We start from the raw sequence: 7,217 nt of genomic DNA, 5'->3' as shown, positions 1-7,217 counted from the left end.
TCAAAATTCTCTTGACTGTTTATAGTTTGTCACCTCATTTCCTACTCTGGCAATTCAAAGATACCGTGTTCCGTTACTAAAAATTCCCCGTGTTCCTGCAAGTGAGAAGCATAGGCTTCAAAGTCAAAGTAGTATTCTTGACAGTCGTCGGACAGATGTTTGAACGTCGGGTCGTTCATCAGCTTTTGCCTTGCAACATCTATCATGCTTTTGCAGTCGGGATAAACCGTAATCACGTTCCTGCAAATATAAAGTGCTTCTAAATTCTCAAACACCGTAAGTAGTGATACATATTCTTCCTGCATATCACTTGAAAGCTGGCGGTACATAAAATCTAATTCGTTGAGCTGGTACACGCTGGTGTGTTCGTGGACTTCATCAGCATAAGGCAACACCTTTTCGATAATACGATAATCCCCACTTTCTGCACCGATACCTAACTTTTCTTCAAACTCGGCAACATCTATCGGCAGGTCGAACCAGTATGATATTGTTTCTTCGCCAGTTGTTCCTCTCGTTTCCACCAGCACCCTTGTTTCCTGCATTGTTCCTCACGTCCTTTCTGTTGCTTCATCACATCTTTTAAGCTCTGGTACGACATACCAAACACATACTTTGAAAAATCTTCTAACTGTTTTATATCATAATTCGTAAGCGGTAATCGCTTCATTTCATGCCACACTTTACGCTTGTAAGAGGGCAGGTTAGAAATATAATCACAGCCGACGTTTGCCTGCATATCCTTAAAAATATCGCTCATTTCATCACTCCAATCTGATTTTAGGTAAGAAAAAAGCAGTCAATCCTAAGACTAACTGCTTTATGTATATGGATATAATTTGATTAAGTTTTAAAACCAGTTTGTTTTTTCATCTCTAAATTGAGGGTTATCGCTGTGTTGATATGGATTATAGTTATTCAGATTGCAACCATATTCTTTTAATGATTTGATTTTGTTATCTTCTGTCCATTCAATTAAGGAAATACCGTCAAATTCTTCAACGCTTCCCGTATTCATTTCATTTTTAAAATACCATTCTACGACAGTTTGATTTTCTTTATGAAAGAACTGTTTAATATCCCAAATAATGACTTTACCACGAGTATTCCATTCATTAAACCAATGTTTTACTGTTTTAAGATTTTCATATTTAGGACACCAGCTTTCCGTATAAACAACATCTTCTGTAAAAATTTTATCTATTCCTAAGTCTTGCTGTTTCAACCACATATCAAACCATAAACGAATAATTTTTTCTCTCTCATTCAAAATAGAACACCTCGATTACTTCTTTTTTCACATTATAGCACCCATACATCAGCCACACAATAAAATTTTATGCACCGATAATCTTATTGAACAGCTCTAACAGTACATCTTTCACACCGCCAGCATTGAATACCAAGCCGACAGCAATCAAGGCAACTACCAAGAAACCGATAAGTTTTGAAAACTCACGCTTGAACCCTAAGTAGATACCGATAACCACAATCGACATAAGCACTAAGCTCTGTGCGTTGCTTAAAAACCATTGATACAAATTTTGCCCGAAATTCATGTTATTTGTCCTCGCTTTCTTTTAATTTCTTCATTTCATAGTCAGCTCCTTTGCCAACACTTAAAATACACATCAAGGCTACGCCGATACCCGTTCCAACAGATACCAGCAGGAAGTCTTTCAATAATTCCCACATTTTTTCATCACTCCTAACTTTCTACTAAATCTTTTGCAGGGGTCGTCTGCTGTTTGATTATCATTTCATGCTTTTCTGTGAGCTTTGCCTGCTGTTCGATAGTTTTCATGTAGTCTGTTCCGTTTCCCTTATCAATCCTTTTCAGCATTTTCAAGGTCGGTGCTACCTGCCGTTGTACCCACCGCAATGTACGGTCTAAGGTGTAAGGCTCTGGCTTTGTCGTCAGCTTCAAGCTCTGTCTGTTATCGCCGATAAACCACGCCCAGCGGTCATTGAGTTTCCAGTCATTTTTTCGCTTGTCTGCTTCTTCATCAACAAACCGCACATACTGGTTGATGATAGAAAAGGCAGTCTGCTCTGCGTCATAATAGGTCAGCAAATCTCGTACTGCATAATAGGCACGTTCATTTCTAAGCCGTATCTCAAAACGGTTGATAATGTCGGCTTCTTCCAGCGGTGTCCCTAACTTGACGTACTGCTCATAGTCCTTTTCATAGATACAGAAATACACATCTGATTTTAGCGAACCAAGATAAAGGGTGCGTCCCATATATTCTCTGTCGTCCTCTCTATGCTTGATAAGCTCGCCCGACTGATAAAACTTATAACTTCTGGACTTTCCGATATATTCCCGTTTCCTGCATTTTTCCGCAAGCTCTGGAATATCCAAAATACCCGTATGGTCGTTGATAGCAAGGTCGATACGCTTCATCACGCCACCGTCTATGAGTGCGTCCATGAGAAAGTCATACCAACTTCTTTGTTGTGCCAGCAGGTAACTTTCAAACTGTCGGCAACCACGCCCCTTTAACTCTAAAAGGACACCTTTTTCTTCGTCAGCCGACGTATAGATAAAGATGTCCCCTAAAGAATAATGCTCCGTATAACTGTAATGTCCGTAATCTTCATGGAGCATATAATTGATATTCAGTTTTAATATATCTTTGATGATGTGCTGTATATCCAGCGTGGGAAAACGAATTTTCACATAATCAAACAGCATGGTAAGCGGTACTTCTGGATTGAACCTTGCCAGTTCCTTATGCAGAGTTTCCAGAAGTTCCTTTGACGGCTTCATTTTTCCACTTTCTATCTTGTTGAAATATTCCCTTGTGATACCAGAAGCCACCGCCAGCCTGCCTTGTGAGATACCGTAAGCAATCCGTTTCTCCCGTAATTCTTTTATCCGTTGTTCTTCATTCAGAACCATACCCCCAATCTGTAAAGTGTGAAGTTTTTTAAGGCGACTTCACAGCCGATTTTTGCTAGAAAACCATGCCAGAAGCCTTATGTTTCCTATGTTTTTTGTCTATTGTCTATTTGCAAACGTACCCCTCTGTTAGATACCGAGGGGTTTTACCTGCTGGCGTGGCTTCGCCACACCAGCAACGGCTAGTCCGTGCCGTCGCCTTTCGCTTCGCACGTCGCCGTCCCGTCCTGCCTTGCTTGTGCAAGAGAGCCGATAGTCTGCAAAAAATCATGTCCTTTCGGGACTAAAGGCGTGTAAAATTCGCTTATCACGCTTGTTCCCACATCACAGTAGCCACGCCCCTTGATACGCTTCTGAAAAAACTGCTTTTTCACATCTGAACCAAACAGCATACCGTAACCTAATTCGCTGATACGCCCCAATCCCACACGGAAATTGAAGTTATCTCGGATACCGTCCGAGAAATACTTTGCGTCTGGACGCTGGCAGGCAACGATAAGGAAATATCCAGCCTGCCGTCCCAGCATGACAATTTTCTTTAACTGGCTAAGCAGGCTCACGCTTTCTTTCGCCCCCAGCATTTCAAAAAATGCTACATATTCATCAAAGATAAGAAAACAGGGTGGCAGTCCCAGATAGGCGTAGTTTTCGCCCGTCTTATAGTTAGGGTGTCGCTTCATTTCCTCGCTTCGCTGTACCATGCCCTCATAAAAGGCATGGACGCAATCTATCATTTCTTCTTTAGTGTGATACACATTTCCCATAACTGTCCCCAAGTCTGCAAGGTCACCGTTCTTCGGGTCTAAGATATAAAGGACAGCGTTGGTATGCAGTAAGGCTTCAATGAGCGTCAGCAGAAAATAGGTTTTACCGCCACCAGTCCCACCAGCAATCAGAGCGTGTGGGAGTGCGTCATATTCCCAGACAAGATTTTTCATCAGTCTAAGACTGCCGTTTTCTGCCCGTACTTCATCAATGGTAATGCGGTTCGCTATCATATCATAAAGCAGGGTATATTCGATATATCCGTCATGCAGGGTCTTGTCGGTCAGCTCACAATACAAGCCACTTTCCAATTTATCCTCTAACCGTAAAAGCTGGTCTTGATATTTCCCCAGCGTAATTTCACAGCGGATATGAAGCAAGCCTTTTTCCATTTGATAATAAATCTTCGGAAACCAGACGATTTTTTCCCTTGATCTGCTTTGCAGGTCAGTAAAAAAACCGCTGTCTTGTATGGTATCGGCTTCATACCACTTATTTTCCAGTATCATTCTTGCCAGCTTTTGACGGTGCAGGAGCTTCTTGAAACTGTCATAACAGAAGCGGTAATACAGAAAAGCGACCAATGCACAAACACCAGTCGCTATCAGTATGGTTATGAAGTTGCAAGGGGAAAGCGTCAAGCCATTCTCAAACAAGCTGAAATGCTCCCAATCGGTACGCATGAGCTGTTTGATATTCAGTAGCAAAAGAACCGCTACAAATACAAACAGAAGCGTTCCTATGGAAAAGTGATAGACAAGGTGCTTGTCGCTGGCTCTGATACGGTGTCCTTTGTTCCAAATCTTACGCATAAATCAATCACTCCTTTCTGGGTACGAAAAAAGCAGTCAATCCAAAGACTAACTGCTATAAAAAGTTATTTTCACAAATCAAACACAATGCAAATATTAAGCATTTCATTATTATACTCGGCTGAAATTGTACCATTCATCTTTTCAACTAATGCTTTTGAAATAGACAATCCCAGTCCAGTTGAATTTCTAGCATTATTAACTGTATAAAATCGGTCAAATAATTTTCCAACTTCTATTTCAGTCAAATTTGAAGCATGGTTTATAAAATGAATTTCTCCATTTTCAAATAATGTAACTTCTAAATCACCATTACTGTACTTGACCACATTATTCAATAAATTTGCAAATATTCTTGATATTGCAGAACGGTCAAGATTACGAACTATCTTTTTCTGTGGAATGATAATCTTAGGAGAAATTTGCTTTTCTTTTAAAATTGTATAGAATGAAGCGATACTTTCCTCTAATACATTGTTAATAGTAATAGGTTCAATTTTTAAATCTTCTTCTGAAGTTAAAATCACAGAATAACGAAATAATTCTTCTGTTAGTTGTTTTAGCATTTCTGTACGATTTTTTATGACAGCAATATATCTATTCACTTTTTCACTTTTTTCTTCTTGTTCAAGTAAATCCAAATAGCCATATATTGCGGTTAGCGGTGTGCGTAAATCGTGAGAAACATTTGTAACAGCATTTTTTAATTCTATATCGCCTTTTTGAAATTTTCTGCGTTCAGCTCGGAGCTTTCGTAGCTGGATATTTATTTCATTTGCTAAATGACACATATATTTATCGTTGCTTGAAATATCAATCAGAGTATTACTATCGGTTATGAGCTTTTCAGCGAATGAACATTCTATTTCTTTTGCAGATTTTCGTAATAAATGTATCTTGATAAGTAACAAGACAATCACTAAAATCAGTCCACTTATGAAAAGCCATAACCATAGCATAATTTTTCACTCCTTTACTTTAAATCTTTTTTCTTGAAAATCCAAACACCTGCACCAGTTGTAAGTATAACGATTACTAAGGAATATATAGGCAATCGTGTTAAATTAACAACTTGCATTGTTGAACATTGAATTGCTTGACCGCCTGGATTTACATCATAAATGAATTGCACAATTTCTCGTTTTGTTCCGTCTAAATATTTTGGATTTTCCATTTCTTGAGCTGTGTTTTCTCCATTTTCTCCTATCGAATAAGCTGGAATAGTTTTTGGAGCGTCCAACATTCTATTACATATTGCACCAGCAAACAAAAGCCCAAATGAAAATAGAATACAAGCTACTGCAATAATAGCTTTATTTTGAGAGAGCATTGCTACAAGTGTAAAAAGAGAAGCAAATGTAACTGATAAAACCAAGACAGTTACTCCTATCATTACAATCATTTTCATATCAGCAACAAAAAATCCAAGTAAAGGAATTCCAACGCTGAGATACGGAACAAAAAACACAATACACATTGTAATTGCAATAATAGAACAAGTTACCATATTTGATAAATAAATAGTTTCTCTTTTCTGTCCTACGATAATTTTGTTTCTGATTGTCCCGTCATTATGTTCTGTACCGATAAAAAGACTACAAAATACAGCAAGAATAATTCCTATGAACAATGCACACATGAAAAATCCATTGTCAAGATTATTGATATATCCAGACTGTTTCATATCCCTATATCTCAATAGTGGGCTAGCTATTCCAATCACAAACATAAAAGCTAATGAACCCCAAAAACATTTATTTTTCCTTAATCGAAAGAAATTAGCAGATAATAATTTATTCATGTCTTGCACCCCCTACCAAGCTAACAAAATAACTTTCTAAACTTTCATCATGTTCATGTATCGAAATAACTTCACAATCTTTTTTGGATAATTCTGTCGTTAATTTTGAAATATTAACTTTTTCAAAAATATCCGCTTCTGTATTAGAAAGTATTTTATATTCAATGTTCATAGTGTCTAAAACATAAGCAAGGGTTTTTGTGCTTGATACTTTTAAATGAGTACATTTTCGGCATTTACTTTCCAATTCAATAGAGCTAATCTGTTTTATCATTTTACCATTGTCAATAAAGCCATAGTATGTTGCCAGTTTTGATAGCTCGTCTAATATATGACTAGAAATCAAAACGGTAATTCCATGTTCTTGATTGAGCTTCAAGATCAATTCCCTAATTTCTATAATTCCTTGTGGGTCAAGTCCATTGACTGGCTCATCAAGAACGAGAAAATCTGGCGAACCTGCAAGAGCAACCGCAATACCTAGTCTTTGACGCATACCAAGAGAAAAATTTTTTGCTTTTTTATTTCCCGTATTTTCAAGACCAACTAATTTTAATATTTCGGAAATTCCATCATCAGAGGGAATACCTAATACTTTGTATTGCTCCTTTAAATTTTCATACGCTGTTAAATCAACATAAATTGACGGTGTTTCTACGATTGCTCCCATTCTGCGACGAGATTTTGTAATGTCTTTATCTATGTGCTTTTTGCCATAAAGAACATAGTCGCCAGATGTAGGCTCTTGTAAACCACATATCAACCGTATAAGAGTTGTTTTGCCTGCTCCGTTTTTGCCGATAAGACCATAAATCGAACCTTTAGGCACATTCATTGATAAGCCGTTGAGTGCTTTAAAATGCCCGTAGTTCTTACATAAAGAATTTGTTTTAAGAACATATTCCATGATTTTTACCTCCTGTTTTCTGATATA

At 37.8% G+C, this 7,217-nt stretch carries 10 protein-coding genes; all 10 read right to left on the bottom strand.

Annotated elements, in window-relative coordinates; translation table 11 throughout:
* Positions 1–41: 41 nt before the first annotated feature.
* Positions 42–545, bottom strand: a complete 504-nt coding sequence (locus PGS38_RS02170; RefSeq protein ID WP_118640436.1) for an antirestriction protein ArdA — start codon at positions 543–545, stop codon at positions 42–44.
* Positions 464–760, bottom strand: coding sequence for a hypothetical protein (locus tag PGS38_RS02165; protein WP_008687105.1), 297 nt, complete (start codon positions 758–760; stop codon positions 464–466). Before PGS38_RS02165 ends, PGS38_RS02170 begins: the two co-directional genes overlap by 82 nt.
* 90 nt (positions 761–850) lie before the next feature.
* On the bottom strand, positions 851–1,270 hold the full coding sequence (locus tag PGS38_RS02160) for a nuclear transport factor 2 family protein (protein ID WP_003060053.1): 420 nt from the start codon (positions 1,268–1,270) through the stop codon (positions 851–853).
* A 67-nt stretch (positions 1,271–1,337) separates the two neighbouring features.
* The gene (locus PGS38_RS02155; protein ID WP_003060793.1) at positions 1,338–1,559 is read right to left on the bottom strand and encodes a hypothetical protein; all 222 of its coding nucleotides are present in this window, start codon (positions 1,557–1,559) and stop codon (positions 1,338–1,340) included.
* A gap of 1 nt (position 1,560) precedes the next feature.
* Positions 1,561–1,695, bottom strand: coding sequence for a DUF3789 domain-containing protein (locus tag PGS38_RS02150; RefSeq protein WP_003061156.1), 135 nt, complete (start codon positions 1,693–1,695; stop codon positions 1,561–1,563).
* A gap of 13 nt (positions 1,696–1,708) precedes the next feature.
* Positions 1,709–2,905: a MobT family relaxase gene (gene mobT, locus PGS38_RS02145; RefSeq protein WP_003062030.1), complete on the bottom strand. Its 1,197-nt coding sequence runs from the start codon at positions 2,903–2,905 to the stop codon at positions 1,709–1,711.
* 182 nt (positions 2,906–3,087) lie between these two features.
* Positions 3,088–4,482, bottom strand: coding sequence for an FtsK/SpoIIIE domain-containing protein (locus PGS38_RS02140; RefSeq protein ID WP_118640435.1), 1,395 nt, complete (start codon positions 4,480–4,482; stop codon positions 3,088–3,090).
* A 71-nt stretch (positions 4,483–4,553) separates the two neighbouring features.
* Complete coding sequence (locus tag PGS38_RS02135) at positions 4,554–5,444, bottom strand: sensor histidine kinase (RefSeq protein WP_117719197.1); 891 nt, start codon at positions 5,442–5,444, stop codon at positions 4,554–4,556.
* An 11-nt stretch (positions 5,445–5,455) separates the two neighbouring features.
* Complete coding sequence (locus PGS38_RS02130) at positions 5,456–6,283, bottom strand: ABC transporter permease (protein ID WP_117719196.1); 828 nt, start codon at positions 6,281–6,283, stop codon at positions 5,456–5,458.
* Entirely contained in the window at positions 6,276–7,190 is a 915-nt protein-coding gene (locus PGS38_RS02125; RefSeq protein WP_022621470.1) for an ATP-binding cassette domain-containing protein, read from the bottom strand. Before PGS38_RS02125 ends, PGS38_RS02130 begins: the two co-directional genes overlap by 8 nt.
* Between the last annotated feature and the right edge of the window lie 27 nt (positions 7,191–7,217).

This window comes from Fusicatenibacter saccharivorans (genome assembly GCF_027667425.1).
Lineage (GTDB): Bacteria > Bacillota > Clostridia > Lachnospirales > Lachnospiraceae > Fusicatenibacter > Fusicatenibacter saccharivorans.
This window is presented reverse-complemented; position numbering and strand designations above follow the sequence as displayed.

What these genes read in the sequence shown, in the direction of transcription:
- PGS38_RS02130 (WP_117719196.1), bottom strand. Translation starts at nt 6,283, where the DNA reads ATGAATAAATTATTATCTGCTAATTTCTTTCGATTAAGGAAAAATAAA.
- mobT (WP_003062030.1), bottom strand. Translation starts at nt 2,905, where the DNA reads ATGGTTCTGAATGAAGAACAACGGATAAAAGAATTACGGGAGAAACGG.
- PGS38_RS02165 (WP_008687105.1), bottom strand. Translation starts at nt 760, where the DNA reads ATGAGCGATATTTTTAAGGATATGCAGGCAAACGTCGGCTGTGATTAT.
- PGS38_RS02125 (WP_022621470.1), bottom strand. Translation starts at nt 7,190, where the DNA reads ATGGAATATGTTCTTAAAACAAATTCTTTATGTAAGAACTACGGGCAT.
- PGS38_RS02140 (WP_118640435.1), bottom strand. Translation starts at nt 4,482, where the DNA reads ATGCGTAAGATTTGGAACAAAGGACACCGTATCAGAGCCAGCGACAAG.
- PGS38_RS02170 (WP_118640436.1), bottom strand. Translation starts at nt 545, where the DNA reads ATGCAGGAAACAAGGGTGCTGGTGGAAACGAGAGGAACAACTGGCGAA.
- PGS38_RS02155 (WP_003060793.1), bottom strand. Translation starts at nt 1,559, where the DNA reads ATGAATTTCGGGCAAAATTTGTATCAATGGTTTTTAAGCAACGCACAG.
- PGS38_RS02150 (WP_003061156.1), bottom strand. Translation starts at nt 1,695, where the DNA reads ATGTGGGAATTATTGAAAGACTTCCTGCTGGTATCTGTTGGAACGGGT.